The organism is Sphaerisporangium sp. NPDC088356, assembly GCF_040685555.1.
In the GTDB taxonomy this organism is placed as follows: domain Bacteria; phylum Actinomycetota; class Actinomycetes; order Streptosporangiales; family Streptosporangiaceae; genus Sphaerisporangium.
The window spans coordinates 41,663-59,693 of record NZ_JBFBIK010000011.1; the positions used below are offsets into that span (position 1 = coordinate 41,663).

Genomic DNA, 18,031 nt, shown 5'->3' on the forward strand with positions numbered 1-18,031 from the left:
TGGCGGCGGGCGGCGCGAGCCCGGCTGAAGGCGATCACGAGGTGCGGAGCTTGCCGAAGGCCGCACGCAGGCGACGCTGCGGAGCGAGCTCCCGGGCCTTCCTTCCGGCTACGGCCTCGCGGGCCAGGCGGTGGTTGCTGGCTTCGTCATGCAGTTCGGCCACTCGGTTGGTGATGAGCTGGTAGTGAATCTCGGGTCCCATTTGGGTGTCTCCTTGAGGTTGTTTTTTCTGATACCTCAAGAATCCGGCTAAGGCGCCCACCCCCACATCGGGCGGATGCCCTATCTCCTGGGCACCCTTCGTCCTAGGACTGCCTAGGACCCCCGCATTGTGCCCTAGACGGTGCGGCCCGCCGCCTCAGGCCGGTGTCGGGGGGCAGGGGGTGGGCCGCGGCCGGGCGCAGCGCGTCGAGCAGCAGCGACAGGTAGCGGGGCCAGCCGACGGCGGGCCGCTCGGCCATCCGCAACGTGCTGACCAGCATGAACACCAGCCGAGGGAGATCGTCACGATGCAGGTCCGCGCGTACGAGCCCGGCGTCCTGGGCGCGCTCGACCAGGGCGGCGAGGGCGGCGAAGAACCGGGACTCCAGGCCGGAGGTGAGCGCCGCCGGGTCACGGGCGGCCTGCAGGATGCCGAACTCCTCGGCGGCGAGCCCTAGGGCGGCTTCCAGCACGGTCACCATGCCGCGCCAGGGGTCCTCGTCGGCGAGGGCCCTGCTGATCGCGGGCTCGACCCGCTCGGCGTAGCAGGACTCCAGCACGGCCTGGATGAGATCTTCCTTGCTGGAGAAGCGCCGGTAGAGGGTGGCGACGCCCACGCCCGCCTGTCTGGCCACCTCGTCGAGCGGGACGTCGATGCCCGACTCGGCGAAGGCTGTGCGGGCCGCGCGCACGAGCCGCTCGGCGTTGCGTGCCGCGTCGGCTCGAAGGGGCGGCCTGCTGGTGCTCATCCTGGAAAGCCTAACAGGTGATAGTCAACTATCACTTATGGTAGAGTCACGCTCACGGTTACCCAGAGTGAAACACGCGTTCAGGCACGGCTGCCAGCACCCACTCTCATGGAAGGAACCGGGCGATGACCGAGACTCCGCTCGCGCCGACCCATATCAGGCGAGACCGCTTCGATCCCGTTCCCGAGCTGGCCCGGCTGCGCGCCGACGAGCCGGTCAGCCGCGTGGAGCTCTTCGGGCGCAGTGCCTGGCTCCTCACCCGGTACGAAGACGTGCGCGAGGTGCTGGGCGACGCCACGCGGTTCAGCAACAGGATGCGGTCCCCCTTCGGCATCCCCTCGCGGGACGCCGACGGAGACACCGCGGAGACCCCGAGGGTGGTGTCGGGGGTGCTGATCGGCTACGACCCACCCGACCACACCCGGCTGCGCCGCCTTCTCACGCCCGAGTTCACCATGCGGCGCATGCGCAGGCTGCAGCCGCGCATCGAGGCCATCGTGGCCGAGCACCTCCAGGCGATGGAGGACGCCGGCTCGCCGGCCGACCTCGTGAAGTCGTTCGCGCTGCCCATCCCCTCGCTGGTCATCTGCGAGCTGCTCGGCGTGCCGTACGCCGACCGCGAGGGCTTCCAGCGCCGCAGCAACGCCCGGTTGAACGTCTTCCTCGATCTGGAGGCCAGGGCCGCCGCGCTCAAGGAGTCCCATGCGTACATGGGCGAGCTGGTGACGCGCCAGCGGGCGAACCCGGGCGACGACATGATCGGCATGCTGGTGCGCGAGCACGGCGACGCGATCGACGACGCCGAGCTGGTCGGCGTGGCCGACCTGCTGCTGCTGGCCGGGCACGAGACCACCTCCAACATGCTCGGGCTGGGCACCCTGCTGCTGCTCCAGAACCCCGACCAGCTCGCCGCGATGCGCGACGGCGAAGAGATCGACCAGATGGTCGAGGAGCTGCTGCGCTACCTGTCGATCGTGCACACCGTGGTCCCGCGCACCGCCAAGGAAGACGTCGTGCTGGCCGGTCGGCCGATCAAGGCGGGGGAGACGCTGATCCTCTCCATCCCCTCGGCCAACCGCGACTCCTCGCTCGGGGACGATCTCGACCGGTTCGACCCGTCCCGTGACGCGGGCCCCCACCTCGCCTTCGGGCACGGCATCCACCACTGCCTGGGCGCGCCCCTCGCGCGTATGGAGATGCGCATCGCCTTCCCCGCGCTGCTTCGCCGGTTCCCCGGGCTGCGGCTGGCCGTGCCGATCGAAGAGGTTCCCTTCCGGTCGTTCTCGGTGGTCCACGGCGTGGAGTCCCTGCCCGTGGCCTGGTGAAGCGCGCTCCAGCGGATGAGCCACCTCCCGGCGCCGGACCGGGCTGGTGGCTGTGGGCGACATTTGCCGAAATGTCGTAAGCACTCTGTGCGGTGGCCCGGTTTGGAACAATCACGCTGGTCGGCGATGCTGGTTAGGTGTCAACACTGACGACTTCGCTCGTGGAGATCGCGTCATCGAACGCGACCCTGCGGGCATTTCTGCATGGTCTGCCCGGCGTCGATCGGGTGGGCGCTGATCAGCGTGCCGCGATGCTGGCCACCCGTTCCATCAAGACGACCGCCAAGGCGCAGGCCATTGACCTGGCCATTTCCATGGTCGACCTCACCACTTTGGAAGGGGCGGACACCCCGGGCAAGGTGCGGGCGATGTGCGCCAAGGCGGTGCGGCCCGATCCTGGTGACCCTTCGGTTCCGAAGGTGGCGGCCGTGTGCGTGTACCCCGACCTGGTCGCCGAGGCCGTACGGGCGCTCGGGCGTTCGGGGGTGCGGGTGGCGAGCGTCGCCACCGCCTTTCCCAGCGGCAGATCCTCCCTCGCGGTCAAGGTGGAGGACACCGCGCTCGCGGTCGAGGCGGGCGCCGACGAGATCGACATGGTGATCGACCGGGGCGCCTTCCTGTCCGGCGACTACCGGAAGATCTTCGAGGAGATCGTCGCGATCAAGGCGGCCTGCGCCCGTGGCGAGAGCGCGGCGGGCAAGGGCGACGCCCATCTGAAGGTGATCCTGGAGACCGGTGAGCTCGCGACGTATGACAACGTGCGGCGGGCGTCCTGGCTGGCGATGCTGGCGGGGGCCGACTTCATCAAGACCTCCACTGGCAAGGTGTCCCCGGCGGCGACCTTGCCGGTGACGCTGGTGATGCTGGAGGCGGTGCGGGACTTCCGCACCCAGACCGGGCGGATGGTGGGTGTCAAGCCCGCTGGTGGCATCCGCACCACCAGGGACGCGATCAAGTATCTGGTGCTGGTCAACGAGACCGCCGGGCCTGACTGGCTGGATCCTGACTGGTTCCGGCTGGGTGCCTCCAGCGTGCTGAACGATCTGCTGATGCAGCGTCAGAAGATGGCGACCGGGCGTTATGCCGGTCCTGACTACTTCACCCTTGACTGAGGCGGGCCCCATGTTCGAATACGCACCGGCGCCGGAGTCGCGCGACGTCGTCGACATCCGGCCCTCTTATGGTCTGTTCGTCAACGGCGAATGGGTCGACTCTTTGGGCGATGAGCGTGACAAGACCATCAACCCGGCCAGCGAAGAAGTGCTGTCGGAGTTCTCCATCGCGAGCCAGGCCGACGTCGACAGGGCCGTCGCGGCGGCGCGTAAGGCGTATGAGGGGGTGTGGGGGCAGCTCCCCGGCCGTGAGCGCGCCAAGTACCTGTTCCGCATCGCCCGCATCATCCAGGAGCGGTCACGCGAGCTGGCCGTGCTGGAGTCCCTGGACAACGGCAAGCCGATCCGCGAGTCCCGCGACGTCGACCTTCCCCTGGTCGCGGCGCATTTCTTCTACTACGCGGGGTGGGCCGACAAGCTCGGTCACGCCGGTCTTGGGGCCGATCCGCGGCCGCTTGGGGTGGCGGCGCAGGTCATCCCGTGGAACTTCCCGCTTTTGATGCTGGCGTGGAAGATCGCGCCCGCGTTGGCGTGTGGGAACACCGTGGTGCTCAAGCCGGCCGAGACCACGCCGTTGACGGCGCTGGCGTTCGCGGAGATCTGCCGTCAGGCCGATCTGCCGGCGGGGGTGGTGAACATCGTGACGGGCGCCGGGGCCACCGGGCAGGCGCTGGTGAACCACCCGGATGTGAACAAGGTGGCCTTCACCGGCTCCACCGAGGTCGGGCGGATGATCGCCCGTTCGGTGGCCGGGTCGGGCAAGAAGCTGACGCTGGAGCTGGGTGGCAAGGCCGCGAACATCGTGTTCGACGACGCGGCGATCGACCAGGCCGTCGAGGGCATCGTCACCGGCATCTTCTTCAACCAGGGTCATGTGTGTTGCGCGGGTTCGCGGCTGCTGGTGCAGGAGTCGATCCAGGACGAGTTGCTGGAGGCGCTCAAGCGGCGCCTGTCCACGTTGCGGCTGGGTGATCCGCTGGACAAGAACACCGATATCGGGGCGATCAACTCGGCCGCGCAGCTCGCGAAGATCATCTCGTTGAGTGAGGCGGGGGAGCAGGAGGGCGCGCAGCGGTGGTCTGCTTCGTGTGCGATCCCGGACAAGGGGTTCTGGTTCCCGCCGACGTTGTTCACCGGTGTGGCCCAGTCGCACCGGATCGCCCGTGAGGAGATCTTCGGCCCGGTGCTGTCGGTGCTGACCTTCCGTACCCCGGACGAGGCCGTGGAGAAGGCCAACAACAGCCCGTATGGGCTGTCGGCGGGTGTGTGGACCGAGAAGGGGTCCAGGATCTTGTGGATGGCGGACAAGCTCCGCGCGGGCGTGGTCTGGGCCAACACCTTCAACCGCTTCGACCCCACGTCGCCGTTCGGCGGCTACAAGGAGTCCGGATACGGCCGCGAAGGCGGACGGCATGGACTGGAGGCGTATCTCGATGTCTGAACCCTGTGAGCACCGCCTGAGGCCCCGCCGGTCCCGGCGCGCGCAGATGACCCGCGGGCACGCCTACGGGCGGGCCGGCCGTACGAACTCGACCGCCCGCCAGGGCTGGTTCGCCCACCGCTGCGGGGTGAGCCGTTGCCGCCAGGTGTTCGTGCCGGTACGGCTCTCGCCCGAAGAAATGACCTGGAGAGGCGATGACTGAGCCCAGCAGGCTCGCCGTACGCAAGACGTACAAGCTGTACATCGGCGGGGCGTTCCCCCGTTCGGAGAGCGGAAGGTCCTACGTCGTGACCTCCTCCAAGGGCGACTTCCTGGCCAACGCCTCCAAGGCCTCGCGCAAGGACGCCCGTGACGCGGTGTCGGCCGCCCGCAAGGCGTTCCCCGGCTGGTCGGGGGCCACGGCCTACAACCGGGGGCAGATCCTCTACCGCGTCGCCGAGATGCTGGAGGGGCGCCGGGCCCAGTTCGTGTCCGAACTGGTCGACGCCGACGGGGTGTCGGCGCGCAAGGCCGGCGAGCTGGCCGACGCGACCGTCGACCGGCTGGTCTGGTACGCGGGCTGGTCGGACAAGATCGGAGCGGTGCGAGGGGCGGCGAACCCCGTCGCCGGGCCCTACTTCAACCTGTCGACCTCGGAGCCGACCGGCGTCGTGGCCGTCGTGGCTCCCCAGGAGGCGCCGCTCCTCGGCCTGATCTCGGTGATCGCCCCGGTGATCGTCACGGGCAACACCTGCGTGGTGGTGGCCTCGGAGCGGGCGCCGCTCCCGTCGATCACCCTGGCCGAGGTGCTCGCCACCTCCGACCTGCCGGGTGGCGTCGTGAACCTGCTCACGGGCAGGGCCGCCGAGCTCGCGCCGTGGCTGTCGTCCCACATGGACGTCAACGCGGTCGACCTGACGGGCTGCCCCGAGGAACTGGCCGTGTCCTGCGAGCAGGACGCCGCCGAGAACCTCAAGCGCGTCCTGCGCCCGTCCGGGAAGACCGACTGGCTCGCCGACCCGGGCACCGGGCGGATGACCGCCTTCCTGGAGACCAAGACCGTCTGGCACCCCATCGGCATCTGACCCCACCGGCTCGCGGGATCAACCTGGCTTGCGGCGGTTGGTTCCGCGGGTCGGTGCGGCGGCCAGGGGGTCCTCGGGCCAGGGGTGCTTCGGGTAGCGACCGCGCAGTTCGGCACGCACCGCGCGGTAGCCCTCACGCCAGAAGGACGCCAGATCGGCGGTGACGGCCGCGGGCCGTCTCGCCGGGGACAGCAGGTGGATCACCAGCGGCACCCCGGCGATCCGGGGCGTCGCCTCCCAGCCGAACAGCTCCTGGAGCTTGGCGGCCAGCACCGGCTGGTCGCCGGAGTAGTCGACCCGGATGCGGGAGCCGGTGGGCACCGTGACCCGCTCAGGGGCCACCTCGTCCAGCCTGAGCTGCCAGCTCAGAAGCCGCTTGAGTGCCGAGGCGACGTCCACCCGCGCCAGGTCGGAACGGCGGCGCAGGCGGGGCAGGTCAAGCCACGTGCCGGCGGCGGCCAGCAGGCCCTCGTCCGAGACGTCCGGCCAGGGCTCGCCCAGCACCCGGTGGCAGAACGCCATGCGCTCGCGCACCGCCACCGCCTCCGGCGTCCAGCGGAGCAGGGACAGCCCCTCCTTGCGCAGGCCCGACAGGATCGCGTCCCGGACGTCGGCGTCCCGCAGCGGGACCGAGGACAGCTCGACCGCGCCGAGGCGTTCCACCCGCCTGGCGACGACGTCACCCTCCCAGCCGATCTCGTCCTCCACCTTGAGGAACTGCCCGGCGGCCTCCCTCGCGACATCCTCGTCGATCACCACCGCCTGCCGTACGCGGGCGGACGCCGCGCCGGCCGGCCGGTCGGCGACCGCGATGGCCAGCCACTCGGCCGAGGCCAGGCGTGAGTCGCGGGACAGGGTCGCGGCCGTACCGGAGACCATGAGATGGCCGCCGGAACGGCGGCGTGCCACCCGCTCGGGATAGGCCAGCGCCACGACCAGCCCGGCCACCGCGTCGTCGGGCCCGCCGTGGTGATCCGCTGAAGAGGCCGTGCCGGGGGCGTTCGCGCGTACGGCCTGGGTCAGGCGGCGGGTCTCCCTTCGCCAGTCGCGCGAGCCACTGCGGCGGGCCTCGCGCCAGACCGCCACGAGGTCGTCGGGTGCGGAGCGGGGGAGCTCTTCCGACAGCAGGGCGACCACCTCGGCGGCCTGCGGCGGGCCGTCGAGCAGCGCCCGGGCGAGCCGGGGATGGACGCCGATGCCGGCCATGCGGTGTCCCCGCTCGGTCACGCGCCCGTCCTCCAGCGCGCCGAGCGCGTGCAGCGTACGGCTCGCGACGGCCATGGAGGCGGCGGGAGGCTGGTCGAGCAGCGAGAGCGCGGAGGCGTCGGGGGTGCCCCAGCAGGCGGCCTGGAGGGCGAAGCCCGTCAGGTCGGCCAGGGCGATCTCCGGCTGGGCGTGGTCGGGCAGCCTTCCGTGCTCGGCGGCCGTCCAGCACCGGTAGACGGTGCCGGGGGCCTCGCGCCCGGCACGTCCGGCGCGCTGGTCGGCGGACGCCCTTGACACCCGCACGGTCGTGAGCGAGCCGAGACCCCGGCCCTGGTCGGTGCGCGGCTCGCGCGCCAGCCCGGCGTCGACCACCACCCGCACCCCGGGAACGGTGAGGCTCGACTCGGCCACCGAGGTCGCGAGGATCACCCGCCTGCGCGGGCCGGAGGACAGCACCGCGTCGAGCGTGTCCGCCCTGCCGTGGACCTGCAGGACGTCGGTCTCCGGCAGGCCCGCCAGCGCGCCTGCCACTCTGGCGATCTCGCCCACGCCCGGCAGGAAGCAGAGCACGTCACCGTCCCGCTCGGCCAGGGCCCGGCGTACGACCCCGGCGACGTGAGTGAGCAGCGCGGGGTCGACGCGCATGCCGTGGGGCGGGGCGACGGGCTTGGCGGGGGGCGCCCAGACGATCTCGACCGGGTGCGTCGTGCCCGAGGCGTGCACCACGGGGGCGTCTCCCAGGAGGCGGGCCCAGGGGGCGGCGTCCGCGGTGGCCGAGGTGGCGACGAGCCGCAGGTCGGGCCGGAGGGTCGCGCGGACGTCCAGCAGGAACGCGAGAGCGGTGTCGGCGTCCAGGTGCCGCTCGTGGCACTCGTCGAGCAGCACGGCGTCGATCCCCTCCAGCTCCGGATCGCGCTGGAGCCGCTGGAGCAGCACGCCGGTCGTCATCACCTGCACGTGGCGTCCAGGCCTGTGCTCGCCGCGCATGGTGAAGCCGACCTCCTCGCCGACCTCGGACCGGAGCATCCACGCCATGCGCCGGGCTGCCGCGCGGGTCGCGATGCGCCGGGGCTCGGCCACGATCACGCGCCGCGGGGGGCCGTCCGCGTCCAGACCGGCCAGGACGAGCGGGACGAGGGTCGTCTTGCCGGTGCCGGGAGGCGCGGTGAGGACGGCGGCGCCGCCCTTCTCCAGCGCTTCGCGAAGCTCCGGCAGGGCGTGCCGCACGGGAAGGGCGCTCGCCCGCGCGTCATCCACAGGCATGGTCATCGCCTGTGGAGTTGGGGTCTACGGTCGCGGATCGCACCTGCGCACCTGCTCCTTCCGATCGCCTCCCATTCAACCAACGAGCCGGTCGCATCGCGCCAAACGGCAGCCGCTAGCATCTGATAGCTGCTGTCGAATTGACCGCACCTTTCCCGGACCAACCGGCCGACCCCCGGGCCGTTGCGGGAAACCGGAAACATCGGGCCGGGTATCTATCGCGATCTGGCAATCGCCCGGCCCGCTGATCAACGTCATGATCCTCACGAGGAGGCGATGATGGCGTGTCAGAGTACGGTGGCACCGGTCCAGACCCCGGTGGTGCCAACCCCATCTCGTAACCCCGGCGCGGCGCGCCGCGCGATCGTCCGATTGTTCGTCGTCGCGGCCGTGGTCTGCGTGATCTTCCTGTTCCGAGACCGGCTGCCGAGCCCTTCGGAGGTCTGGGAGCTCATCGCCGCCGCGCATCCCGGCTGGCTGATCGTCGCCGTCATGGCCGAGACGTCCTCCATGCGGGCCTTCGCCCGGCTGATCCGGCACCTGCTGGTGGCGGGCGGCGCCCAGCTCACGCTGCCGCGCGCCGTGGCGGTCACCTACGCGCGCAACGCCGTTTCGAACTCGCTGCCCGGCGGCCAGGTGCTCAGCGTGGCCTACACGACCAGGCAGCTTCGCCTCCTCGGGGCCACGACCCCGCTGATCGCCGCGACCCTGCTGCTCAGCGCCGTCTTCTCGACGATGACCTTCGTCGCGCTCGGCGCCGTGGCGCTGCTCGCGGAGCCCGCGACCCGGGTCACCGCCCTGTGGGTCTTCCTGGGGGCCGGGGTCGCCCTCGCCGTCCTGCTGAGGTTCCGGCCGCGGGTGCCGGCCCGGTGGCTCTCGGGCCGCGGAGCCCGTACGCAGGCCGTGCTCGCCCAACTGCGGGGGGCGCGGGCGGCCATCACGCTCACCCGGCGCGACCGCCTGGTCCTGCCCGGCCTCGCACTGCTGAACTGGCTGCTCGATCTGGCCTGCCTGGCGGCCGTGTGCGCCGCCACCGGCGTCTCCGTGGGCCCGCACACGGTGCTGCTCGGCTACGTCGCGGCCAAGGCCGCGGGAGTGCTGGCGCTCGTGCCCGGCGGGCTCGGCATCGCCGAGATCGGCATGGCCGCGACCTTCGTCAGCGCGGGGATGACGGGGGTGGCTGCGGCCGCCGTCGTGGCGATCTACCGCCTGATCTCCTACTGGGCGGTGCTCATCGCCGGATGGAGCGCCTGGTTGCTGCTGAACGTCATCGCGCCTGGAGGGCGTCGAGAGCCACCGCCATCGCGATGATCAGGCGCCGGTCGAGCCGCGGGTCCTGGATGTCCACGATGTACCGGTCGCGCAGGCCCCACTTGCGGTCGACCGAGAAGGCGATCTGGGCGCCCACGCCGAAGTCGAAGTGGTAGGGCAGCCACGACAGCGAGTCGACGAACCGGCGTAGCAGGCTGACGAAGACGTTGCGCTCCTGGCCAGTGAAGGTCGGCATGCCGGGCTGCTGGAAGTGCCACGTCGACCGGATCAGCGACGCGGCGAACTCCTTCTTGAAGAAGCCGATCGGCTGGCCCGCGTGGTCCAAGACGTCGTACCCACTGCCCAGGTCGATCACCTTGCGCGCCTTGAACCCGGCGAGCACGAACTGCTTCGACTCGTCGGTATAGAGCGTGACCTGCTCCTTGAACGCCATCCGCTTCTGCTCGGCGAAGGCGACCATCGGACCTTCCGACCCGTCGGGCTGCTCCAGATGGACCACATAACGGTTCACCATCATGGTGATCTTCTGGCGAACGAGCAGGCGCTGTTGTACCTGGAGGGTCGGGAGGTCCACTTTGCTCTCCATCGTCAGGGGATTGCCACCCTAAGGGTTTGCGCACCGGTTCAACGCGTGCGTCGCACTCTGGAATGGGTGACGAATGACTTTCCAGGAACGGGGCAGGGGACTAGATCGTTGAGCAGAGTGAATCGAATCGGGGAGGAGTCGCTGTGTACAGGTCCAGAGAGCACAAGATGATCGCGGGTGTCTGTGGTGGCATCGCGGAGAAGTGGGGCTGGGCGCCCACCATGGTGCGCCTGCTGTTCGTTCTCTCCTGCGTCCTTCCCGGACCGCAGTTCATCATTTACCTGATCATGTGGGCCTTCATCCCGAAGGCTCCAGCCCGCGTCGGCCAGTGGTGATCCGCTCCGCCTCTGCCCTAAACGTCTATTCGTAGGACGTATGCTCGGTGATGTGAGCGAGCGAACCGTACGTGCACGGCCACTGGCCCTGATCCAGGACGACCTGGTCGACTACGAGAAGGCCATGGAACGCATGACCGAGCTGGTCGGCGCGCGGCAGCGCGACGACCGGCCGGACACATTGTGGCTGCTCAGCCACCCGCAGGTGTTCACGGTCGGGAAGAGGACCGCCGCCGAGCACCTTCCCGACCCCTCATACGGCATCCCCGTCGTCCCGACCGGCCGAGGGGGTCAGCTGACCTACCACGGGCCGGGGCAGCTCGTTGGCTACCTGATCGTCAAGCTCCGCGCCGACGAGGGCGTCGTCGACTACGTGCGTGAGGTGGAGCTCCGGCTGGTCGAGGCGCTGGACAAGCTCGGCCTTCCGGCGGAGCGCCGCGAGACCCCGCAGGGCTCGGAGCTGCTCACGGGCGTCTGGACGCGCGAGACGGGACGCAAGATCGTCTCCATTGGCATGCGGGCCGGCCGGGGCGTCACCAGCCACGGCTTCGCGCTGAACGTCGACGGCGACCTCGACCCCTGGCACCACGCCGTGCCGTGTGGCATGCCCAACGTCGACATGACCTCGCTGGCGCGCGAGCTGGCCGAGCCGCCGTCCTCCGAGCACGTCCGCCGGGTGGTCTCCGAGGTCTTCGAGGCCTCCGCCTGAGGTCTCGTACGGCTCGCGCCCGTGAGGCGCGAGCCGTACGAGGAGAACTCAGGTGACGGGCTCGGAGTCGCCCAGCGGCACGTCCTCGATGTTGCGGCGAGGCCCGGTGAACCAGTGCCGGGCCGACAGGACCCACCACACGGCGATGCCGATCAGCACGGCCCCGACCGCGAGCGGCGCGTAGTTCACCGAGGTCCAGGCGAAGTCCTCGCTGCCCGGCACACCGGCGGGGACCACCGGCAGGATGAAGTAGATCGAGATGATGACGATCTCGACCACCGCGATCCAGCACATGACCTTGTACTTGCCGCCCAGCGTCCACGGCCCCGGCTTGAAGGCGGCGCCCATGCGCAGGCGCAGCCAGATCGGGATGAGGAACGCCAGGTAGAGGCCGATCACCGCGATCGACACGACGGCCAGGAAAGCGACGGGCGTCGTGGTGCCCTCCGGCGCGTACAGGGCGGGGATCGTGATCAGCAGGGCCACGACGCAGCCGGCGATGATCGCGTTGACCGGCGTCCTGTTCTTGTCGACGCGCGACCAGAGCCGCCAGCCGGGGACGGCCCCGTCACGCGAGAACGCGTAGGTCATGCGGGACATCGACGTCACACAGCTCATCCCGCAGAAGAACTGCCCGATCGTCGAGATGCCGAAGATCACGGTGGCGAGACCGGGCGTCAGTGACGAGGTGAAGATGGCGCCGACGAAACCGGCCTCCTTGTTGACGGCGTCGACGTCGGTCGCCGCGAACAGGAAGGCCAGGAGCAGTACCCAGCCGCCGATCGCCGAGTAGAAGATCGACTTCCAGAGCCCCTTGGCCGCGCTCATGGCCGCGCCCTGCGTCTCCTCCGACACGTGCGCGCAGGCGTCGAAGCCGGTGATCGTGTACTGCGTGAGCAGGAAGCCGAGCGGCAGCACGTACAGCCAGAACGTCGGCCCCGAGGAGCTGGACCCGAAGCCCGAGTTGTTGAACTGCTCGAACAGGAAGCCCACGTTCTGGTGCTTCGACGGGCCGAAGATCAGGATCAGGACGACCGCGGCCGCGCCGAACACGTGCCACCACACCGAGATGTTCTGCAGGATCGAGATCAGCCGGTGGCTGAAGATGTTGATCAGCGCGTGGAGCACGAGCACGATCGCGAACAGCAGGAACGTCTGCCGCAGCGGGTCGCCGTTCGCCCAGCCGTCGCTGAACCGGCCGATGGTGATGTTGAGGAAGGTCGCGCAGCCGTAGTCCACCGAGGCGGTGACCGCGATAAGGCCGATCAGGTTGAGCCAGCCGGTGAACCATCCGTGGATGGGCTTGCCCAGCTTGGCGGCCCACCAGTAGATGCCGCCCGCCGTCGGGTAGGCGGACACCAGCTCGGACATGCACAGGCCGATGATGAGGATGAAGATCGAGATCAGCGGCCAGCCGATGGAGATGGCGATCGGTCCGCCGTTGTTCCATGCCTGGCCGAACGTCGTGAAGCAGCCGGCGAGGATCGAGATGATCGAGAACGAGATCGCGAAGTTGGAGAAGCCGCTCCAGCTTCGCGAGAGCTCTTGTTTGTATCCGAGCTCGGCCAGGCGTTCGGCATCGTCGTCGAGGTAGGACTGCTGGGCCATCAGGCCTCCTTGGGTGGCGCGGGTGGTGCGGTGCCGCGGGTGGTGCCGGGGGGTGGCGACGCGTCAGGCCGGTGGGGCCGGCGGAGACGGCGCGGTCGGAGGGGAGGGGGTGCGCGGGTCGGGGTCGCGGGGCCGTCGCCGGCCACGGACGTCGTCGATGAGCGGGCCGAGCCCGGGATCGTTGAGGTCCCGTACGGCCTGCGCGAACTTGTCGGCCGCTTCGGCGTCGTAGTCGAAGTCGGCGGCAGCGGCCTGCTCGGCGAGCAGGCCGTGGTGGACGCTGAACCACAACGTCCAGGTGAAGTTGGACATGATCAGATAAAGCTGGACCCTTGCCGCGGGATCTTCGTCCCCGAAGTAGGCGCGCGTCAACCGCCTGACCATTTCCCGGTCATAATCGGCCTCGGCCGCGATGTCGCCCAGCTCGAAGGCCGGGTCGTTGTTGCCCGAGAGCTGGTAGTCGACGATGCGCACCGCCGAGCCGTCGAAGATGAAGTTCTCCGGCAGCAGGTCGTTGTGGCACGGCACGGCCGGCGCCGGGTGTACGGCCAGGGCCGCCTCGATCTCGGCCACGGCCGGCAGCCAGTCCTCGTAGCCCTCGGGGATCTTCAGCGTGTGGGCGCGGCAGAGCGCCAGCAGCTCGTCCAGCTTGCGGAAGATCGAGAAGTCGGTCGCGAAGCGCGGCCCCGCGTGCAGGCGCCGGCAGGCCTCGGCGATGCCCTCGGTCATCGCGGGGTCCCGCACGGCCGCCGCGTCGAGCGTGGGGCCGTCGATGTACTCCAGCAGCACCGCGCCGGGGAGGCGGAGCAGCACCTCGGCGCCGACCCCGGCCTGGGCGGCCCTGGCCGTGTTGACGATCTCCAGGTCGAGGGGGACGCCCAGCCCGGCGGCCGAGACGCCGGGGTCGAGGATCCGCAGCAGCCAGCGATCGCCCGCTTCGGTGTCGACCCGGACGATGCGGTGGCTCAGACCACCCTTGATCTGGGTATGGGTGACCGGTCGGCCGGCCCAGGCCGTGACGAGTTCGAGTGCCGAGCTGAGGACATCTGGCACGCGGGCCTCCTTTGGTCTACCTTCAGACCATTGATCCGATTCTGCGGGTTGGGTGTTACACGGGGGTACCGATGGTGAAACTTCCCGCCGAGGCGCAGGCCGTGGTCGTCGGCGGCGGCGTCGCCGGATGCAGTGTCGCCTACCACCTGGCACGACTCGGCTGGACCGATGTCATCCTGCTCGAACAGCACGAGCTGACGGAAGGGACCACGTGGCACTCGGCCGGATTCGTCGGCCAGCTCAGGTCCACCGTCACCCAGACCCGCATGATCATGTACTCGGCCGGACTGTATCCCGAGCTCAGTGAGCTGACCGGGCTCGACCCCGGCTGGCACGGCGCGGGCGGCCTGCGGCTCGCCACCACCCCCGAGCGGTACGAGGAGCTGCTCCGCCAGGCCGGCGCCGCCGAGACGTACGGGCTCGACATGGACGTCCTGTCGGCAGCCGACGCGCGGGACATGCTGCCGCTGATGGAGGTCGGCGACGTGCGCGCGGCCCTGTGGCTGCCGGGCGACGGCTGGCTCGACCCGGCGAGCCTCGCGCGAGCCCTCGCGGCCGGCGCGGAGAAGCTCGGGGTGCGCATCGTGACCGGCGTCCAGGTGACCGGGCTCGACGTCCAGGACGGGCGGGTACGCGGCGTCCGGGTGGGCGAGCAGGTCATCGCCACCGAGACCGTGGTCAACGCGGCGGGGGCGGCGGCCGGGAAGGTCGGGCGGCTGGCGGGGGTCGACATCCCGATCGTGCCGATCAAGCACCAGTACGTCGTGACGCGGCCGTTCGGGGTGCCGGCGACCACGCCGACCGTGCGCGACCCGGACAACATCGTGTACTTCAGGGAGGAGGGCGGCGGCATCCTGGTGGGCGGTTACATCCGGACCCCGGAGATCTGGGAGGCGGCGACGCCGCTGGCCGAGCCACGCACCCTCTTCGAGCCCAATATGCCGAAATTTCGTGAATCGTGGGAGTCGGCGGGCCGGCGCCTTCCGGACCTGGCCCGGATGGAGACCGGCGACGGGCAGGACGCCGCCGCCTTCGCCAAGGTCGTCCACGGGCCCGAGGCGTTCACCCCCGACGGGGAGTTCCTGCTAGGGGAGACCACGGTGGCCGGGCTGTGGGTCGCCGCCGGGTTCTGCGTCCACGGGCTCGCGGCGGCGGGCGGCGTCGGCAAGGTCATGGCCGAATGGATCGTCGACGGCTCGCCGGAGTACGACGTCTTCGGCATGGACATCCGCAGGTTCGGCTCCCACGCGCGCGGCTCCCGGTGGGCGCGCGCCAAGGCACTGGACTCCTACAGCAAGTACTACGACGTGGTGTACCCGGGCGAGGAGCGTACGGCCGCTCGCCCGCTCCGCCGCTCGCCCGCTTGGGCGCGGCACGTCGAGCTCGGCGCCGAGTTCGGCGAGAAGGCCGGCTGGGAACGGGTCAACTGGTTCGCCCCCGGCGACGCGCGCGAGGGCGAGGAGTTCCGGCCCGCCGGATGGGCCGGGAGGTTCTGGTCGCCCGCGATCCGCGCCGAGTGCCTGGCGACCCGCGACACCGCCGGGCTGTTCGACCAGACCTCGTTCTCCAAGCTGGAGATCACCGGGCTGGCCGGCCTCCAGCGGCTCTGCGCCAACGACATCGACCGGCCCGTCGGCACGGTCGTCTACACCCAGATGCTGAACGAGCGCGGGGGCATCGAGGCGGACGTGACCGTGACCCGGCTGTCCGGCGATCGATTCCGCATGGTCACCGGCACGGTCTTCGGCGTGCACGACGCGGGCTGGCTGCGTCGTCACGGGCTCGACGTGCGGGACGTCACCTCCGCGTACGCCTGCTACTGCCTGTGGGGGCCGAAGGCGCTCGACATCCTCGGCGAGCTCACCGACGACGACCTCACCTTCGGCTACATGCGGGCGCGGGAGATCAGCGTCGGGCTCGTGCCGGTGCTGGCCCAGCGCGTCACCTTCGCCGGGGAGTTCGGGTGGGAGCTCTACTGTCCTGCCGAGTACGGGCTCACCTTGTGGGACGCGCTGATGGAGGCGGGCCTGCCGCACGGCATGCGCCCCGCCGGCTACCGGGCCCTGGACTCCCTGCGGCTGGAGAAGGGCTACCGCGTCTGGGGGCTCGACATCACGCCGGAGACGACGCCCATCGAGGCCGGACTGGGCTTCGCCGTCCACGGGGACAAGGACTTCATCGGCCGTGACGCGCTGGGCGCGCCCCGGTACTCGCTGTGCTGCCTCGTGCTCGCCGACCCCCGGCAGATCTGCCTCGGCGGCGAGCCGGTGCGGGTCGGAGGCGTCCCGGCGTCCCGGGTGACCAGCGGCGGGTACGGGCACCGCGTCGACCGCTCGATCGCCTACGCGTACCTGCCGGTCGACGAGCCCGGCGCGACGAGCGCGGAGCTCAGCGGCCGGGTGGAGGTCGGCGTCAACGGCGGGTGGGTCACCGCCGAGATCACCGGCGGGCCGCTCTACGACCCGAGCGACAAGCGGGTCCGCCGCCTCCCCGGATCCTAGGGGCCGGCCGGGCATCGCCATGGGGCTACATCGGTTCGACAGTTCCGGTGAAGCAGGGTTGAGACATGCCAGGAACGCGCATGGCTCTACGCGGTCCTCTCGGCCGCACGGCGCACCTCCACGGGGGAGTCGAGCGCCGCGGAGCCGGAACCAGGAGGGAATCACCGGCGGATACATCACCCAACGCCCGAGGAGGGCAAGCATGGGCACTTCGGCCGACCAAAGCACGGCCAGCACAGGCACACGCGGTAGCGCGGGCTCCTCCACCATGGCCGCCACGGTCAACATGATGGACCTGGAGCTGATGAGGGACCCCTTCGGCGGCTACTCCCGGATGCGCGAGCAGGCACCCCTCGTACGGGGCTCCTTCTTCGGGCAGGGCACGCCGATCTGGCTGGTCACCAGGTACGACGACGTCAAGATGGTGCTGGGAGACACCCGGTTCGTGAACAACCCGGCCAGCGTGCCGGGGCTCGCCATCGAGAACATCCGCGAGAAGGAGATCGAGGCCCGGGGCATCCCCAAGGAGTACGCGCAGTACGTGCTGGACAGCGTCCTCGACGCCGACGGCGCCGACCACATCCGGCTGCGCAAGCTGGTGTCACGCACGTTCACCGCCCGCCGGGTCGCGGAGCTCCGGCCGCGGGTGGAGGAGATCACCGAAGATCTGCTCGACCGGCTCGCCGGTACGGCCGAGGGCGGTGTCGTGGAGCTGATGGAGCACTTCGCCTACCCCTTGCCGATCACCGTCATCTGCGAGCTGGTGGGGATCCCGGAAGAGGACCGCACGCAGTGGCGGGAATGGGGCAAGGCGCTCGTCACGCTGCAGTCGGGAGGCATGGCGACCGCCCTGCGGGACATGATCACGCACATCCACGAGCTGATCGAACGGCGCCGCGTGGCCCCCACCGACGATCTGCTCACCGGCCTCATCCGAACGCACGACGAGGACGGCGACAGGCTCGGCGACACCGAGATGGTCACGCTGGTCCTGACCCTCGTACTGGCGGGGCACGAGACCACGGCCCATCTCATCGGGAACGGGACCGCCGCCCTGCTCACCCATCCCGACCAGCTCGACCTGCTCAGGAAGGACCCGGGGCAGCTGCCCAGGGCGGTCCACGAGCTCATGCGCTGGTGCGGCCCGGTCCAGGCGACCCGCCTGCGCTACGCCGCCGAGGACGTCGAGATCGGCGGCATGCCGGTGCGCAAGGGCGAGGCGGTGCTGGCGGTGCTGGTCGGAGCCAACTACGACCCGAGGGAGTTCGACCACCCAGAAAGGCTCGACATCACCCGCGAGCCGGACGGGCGCCGGGAGAACCACGTGGGGTTCGGGCACGGCCTGCACTACTGCCTGGGCGCGGCTCTCGCCCGCCAGGAGGGCGAGGTCGCGTTCGGCGCGCTGCTCCGGCGCTTCCCCGGCCTGGCCCTGGGCGTCGACCCGTCCGAGCTGCGACGCCAGCCGATGCCCGGCTCATGGCGGCTGGCCACGCTGCCGCTGAGACTCTGACCCACCGGGCGGAACCGGGTTGGCGAGGGATCCGGCTCCACAGGTGGTCGCGCATGGCCCGCCCGTCGCCCGGGGGACGCCATTCCCGGGCGACGG

General features: G+C 70.4%; 16 protein-coding genes. 10 read left to right on the top strand and 6 right to left on the bottom strand.

Features of this window, described 5'->3' with window-relative positions:
• Positions 1–34 precede the first annotated feature (34 nt).
• Both AB0O34_RS06920 and AB0O34_RS06925 read right to left on the bottom strand, forming a co-directional pair.
• Positions 35–202, bottom strand: a complete 168-nt coding sequence (locus AB0O34_RS06920; protein ID WP_363913470.1) for a hypothetical protein — start codon at positions 200–202, stop codon at positions 35–37.
• Between the two features lie 103 nt (positions 203–305).
• Complete coding sequence (locus AB0O34_RS06925) at positions 306–950, bottom strand: helix-turn-helix domain-containing protein (RefSeq protein WP_363913472.1); 645 nt, start codon at positions 948–950, stop codon at positions 306–308.
• A gap of 125 nt (positions 951–1,075) precedes the next feature.
• On the opposite strand from AB0O34_RS06925, the gene AB0O34_RS06930 reads away from it, so the two are divergent.
• From AB0O34_RS06930 to AB0O34_RS06950, 5 genes are all read left to right on the top strand, one after another.
• On the top strand, positions 1,076–2,275 hold the full coding sequence (locus tag AB0O34_RS06930) for a cytochrome P450 (protein ID WP_363913474.1): 1,200 nt from the start codon (positions 1,076–1,078) through the stop codon (positions 2,273–2,275).
• A gap of 146 nt (positions 2,276–2,421) precedes the next feature.
• A complete protein-coding gene (gene deoC / locus AB0O34_RS06935) occupies positions 2,422–3,387 on the top strand; it encodes a deoxyribose-phosphate aldolase (RefSeq protein WP_363913566.1) in 966 nt (321 codons plus the stop codon).
• Positions 3,388–3,397: 10 nt separating this feature from the next.
• Positions 3,398–4,828, top strand: coding sequence for an aldehyde dehydrogenase family protein (locus AB0O34_RS06940; protein ID WP_363913476.1), 1,431 nt, complete (start codon positions 3,398–3,400; stop codon positions 4,826–4,828).
• The gene (locus AB0O34_RS06945) at positions 4,821–5,030 is read left to right on the top strand and encodes a hypothetical protein (RefSeq protein WP_363913478.1); all 210 of its coding nucleotides are present in this window, start codon (positions 4,821–4,823) and stop codon (positions 5,028–5,030) included. Before AB0O34_RS06940 ends, AB0O34_RS06945 begins: the two co-directional genes overlap by 8 nt.
• Complete coding sequence (locus tag AB0O34_RS06950; protein ID WP_363913480.1) at positions 5,023–5,892, top strand: aldehyde dehydrogenase family protein; 870 nt, start codon at positions 5,023–5,025, stop codon at positions 5,890–5,892. The genes AB0O34_RS06945 and AB0O34_RS06950 overlap by 8 nt, the downstream gene beginning before the upstream one ends.
• A gap of 18 nt (positions 5,893–5,910) precedes the next feature.
• Here the strand turns inward: AB0O34_RS06950 and hrpB are convergent, their stop codons facing one another.
• Entirely contained in the window at positions 5,911–8,361 is a 2,451-nt protein-coding gene (gene hrpB / locus AB0O34_RS06955; protein ID WP_363913482.1) for an ATP-dependent helicase HrpB, read from the bottom strand.
• A gap of 279 nt (positions 8,362–8,640) precedes the next feature.
• On the opposite strand from hrpB, the gene AB0O34_RS06960 reads away from it, so the two are divergent.
• Positions 8,641–9,672, top strand: a complete 1,032-nt coding sequence (locus AB0O34_RS06960) for a lysylphosphatidylglycerol synthase transmembrane domain-containing protein (protein WP_363913484.1) — start codon at positions 8,641–8,643, stop codon at positions 9,670–9,672.
• Here AB0O34_RS06960 and AB0O34_RS06965 read toward each other — a convergent pair.
• On the bottom strand, positions 9,629–10,207 hold the full coding sequence (locus AB0O34_RS06965) for a hypothetical protein (RefSeq protein WP_363913486.1): 579 nt from the start codon (positions 10,205–10,207) through the stop codon (positions 9,629–9,631). The two genes, AB0O34_RS06960 and AB0O34_RS06965, sit on opposite strands and share 44 nt — an antisense overlap.
• Before the next feature lie 155 nt (positions 10,208–10,362).
• Between AB0O34_RS06965 and AB0O34_RS06970 the strand changes: the two genes are divergently transcribed.
• Positions 10,363–10,554 (top strand): PspC domain-containing protein, encoded by a 192-nt coding sequence (locus AB0O34_RS06970; RefSeq protein ID WP_363913488.1) that lies wholly within the window; start codon positions 10,363–10,365, stop codon positions 10,552–10,554.
• 52 nt (positions 10,555–10,606) lie between these two features.
• Entirely contained in the window at positions 10,607–11,263 is a 657-nt protein-coding gene (lipB, locus tag AB0O34_RS06975) for a lipoyl(octanoyl) transferase LipB (protein WP_363913490.1), read from the top strand.
• A gap of 48 nt (positions 11,264–11,311) precedes the next feature.
• Here lipB and AB0O34_RS06980 read toward each other — a convergent pair whose 3' ends face one another.
• Both AB0O34_RS06980 and AB0O34_RS06985 read right to left on the bottom strand, forming a co-directional pair.
• Positions 11,312–12,871: an amino acid permease gene (locus tag AB0O34_RS06980; RefSeq protein ID WP_363913492.1), complete on the bottom strand. Its 1,560-nt coding sequence runs from the start codon at positions 12,869–12,871 to the stop codon at positions 11,312–11,314.
• A gap of 63 nt (positions 12,872–12,934) precedes the next feature.
• Positions 12,935–13,924, bottom strand: coding sequence for a phosphotransferase (locus tag AB0O34_RS06985; RefSeq protein WP_363913494.1), 990 nt, complete (start codon positions 13,922–13,924; stop codon positions 12,935–12,937).
• A 71-nt stretch (positions 13,925–13,995) separates the two neighbouring features.
• Here AB0O34_RS06985 and AB0O34_RS06990 point away from each other — a divergent pair, with 71 nt between their 5' ends.
• On the top strand, positions 13,996–16,425 hold the full coding sequence (locus tag AB0O34_RS06990; RefSeq protein ID WP_363913496.1) for an FAD-dependent oxidoreductase: 2,430 nt from the start codon (positions 13,996–13,998) through the stop codon (positions 16,423–16,425).
• A gap of 202 nt (positions 16,426–16,627) precedes the next feature.
• Positions 16,628–17,935 (top strand): cytochrome P450, encoded by a 1,308-nt coding sequence (locus AB0O34_RS06995; protein WP_363913498.1) that lies wholly within the window; start codon positions 16,628–16,630, stop codon positions 17,933–17,935.
• Positions 17,936–18,031: the final 96 nt, after the last annotated feature.

Bases quoted from the DNA above. Each gene is read 5' to 3' on its own strand.
- AB0O34_RS06920 (WP_363913470.1), bottom strand. From the start codon at position 202: ATGGGACCCGAGATTCACTACCAGCTCATCACCAACCGAGTGGCCGAA.
- AB0O34_RS06925 (WP_363913472.1), bottom strand. From the start codon at position 950: ATGAGCACCAGCAGGCCGCCCCTTCGAGCCGACGCGGCACGCAACGCC.
- AB0O34_RS06930 (WP_363913474.1), top strand. From the start codon at position 1,076: ATGACCGAGACTCCGCTCGCGCCGACCCATATCAGGCGAGACCGCTTC.
- AB0O34_RS06940 (WP_363913476.1), top strand. From the start codon at position 3,398: ATGTTCGAATACGCACCGGCGCCGGAGTCGCGCGACGTCGTCGACATC.
- AB0O34_RS06945 (WP_363913478.1), top strand. From the start codon at position 4,821: ATGTCTGAACCCTGTGAGCACCGCCTGAGGCCCCGCCGGTCCCGGCGC.
- AB0O34_RS06950 (WP_363913480.1), top strand. From the start codon at position 5,023: ATGACTGAGCCCAGCAGGCTCGCCGTACGCAAGACGTACAAGCTGTAC.
- hrpB (WP_363913482.1), bottom strand. From the start codon at position 8,361: ATGCCTGTGGATGACGCGCGGGCGAGCGCCCTTCCCGTGCGGCACGCC.
- AB0O34_RS06960 (WP_363913484.1), top strand. From the start codon at position 8,641: ATGGCGTGTCAGAGTACGGTGGCACCGGTCCAGACCCCGGTGGTGCCA.
- AB0O34_RS06980 (WP_363913492.1), bottom strand. From the start codon at position 12,871: ATGGCCCAGCAGTCCTACCTCGACGACGATGCCGAACGCCTGGCCGAG.
- AB0O34_RS06990 (WP_363913496.1), top strand. From the start codon at position 13,996: ATGGTGAAACTTCCCGCCGAGGCGCAGGCCGTGGTCGTCGGCGGCGGC.
- AB0O34_RS06995 (WP_363913498.1), top strand. From the start codon at position 16,628: ATGGGCACTTCGGCCGACCAAAGCACGGCCAGCACAGGCACACGCGGT.